We start from the raw sequence: 759 nt of genomic DNA, 5'->3' as shown, positions 1-759 counted from the left end.
GTCACGGGTGGGGCCGCCGAGCTCGGGTACTGGGTGACCCCGGCCGCTCGGGGCAAGGGTCATCTCGCGGAAGCGGCACGCGCCGTGATCGACTGGGGTTTCACCGAGCTCGGGCTCGTCCGCATCCGCTGGCAGGCCGTCGCCGGGAATGTCCCTTCGGCGCGGGCCGCCCGCGCGCTCGGCTTCCGCTATGAAGGCCTGCAGCGCCAGGCGCTCACGAGCCCGCGTGGCCGCGACGACGGCTGGATCGCCGGCCTGCTGCACGATGACGACCGCACGCCGGTGGACTGGCCGATCCTCTGAGGAGTGAGCCCACCGGGTGACAGTGTCGGCGGCCGATGACAGGATGAGGGCATGCCGGAGATGCCGGAAGTCCAGGGCCTGACCACGTTCCTCGCCGACCGCGCCGTGGGGCGCACGATCACCCGCGCCAGCGTCGCGGCGATCGCCGCGTTGAAGACCTACGATCCGCCGATCACCGCGTTGCAGGGCACCACGATCACGGCGGCCGCCCGGCTCGGCAAGTTCGTCGTGCTGTCCTGCGGCGACGAGCTGCACCTCGTGTTCCACCTCGCGAAGGCGGGGTGGCTGCGTTGGTACGAGACGCTGCCGACGACGCTCATCAAACCCGGCAAGTCGCCGATCGCTCTGCGCATCGCGCTCGACGACGACAGCGGTTTCGACCTGACCGAGGCCGGAACGAAGAAGTCGCTCGCCGTCTACGTCGTCCGCGACCCGCAGGAGGTGCCGGGCATGGGG

At 71.0% G+C, this 759-nt stretch carries 1 protein-coding gene and 1 pseudogene; both read left to right on the top strand.

Annotated features, from left to right (window positions below):
* A partial coding sequence (locus tag ACNPM4_RS17345; protein ID WP_448986509.1) for a GNAT family N-acetyltransferase occupies window positions 1–303 on the top strand: 303 nt, incomplete at its 5' end.
* A gap of 51 nt (window positions 304–354) precedes the next feature.
* Window positions 355–759, top strand: a pseudogene (locus tag ACNPM4_RS17340) (DNA-formamidopyrimidine glycosylase family protein); the annotation flags it as partial.

The sequence above is a fragment of the Microbacterium umsixpiens genome (genome assembly GCF_053543675.1).
Note: the sequence above shows the minus strand (reverse complement) of the source record. Positions and strands in the feature narration are given on the sequence as shown.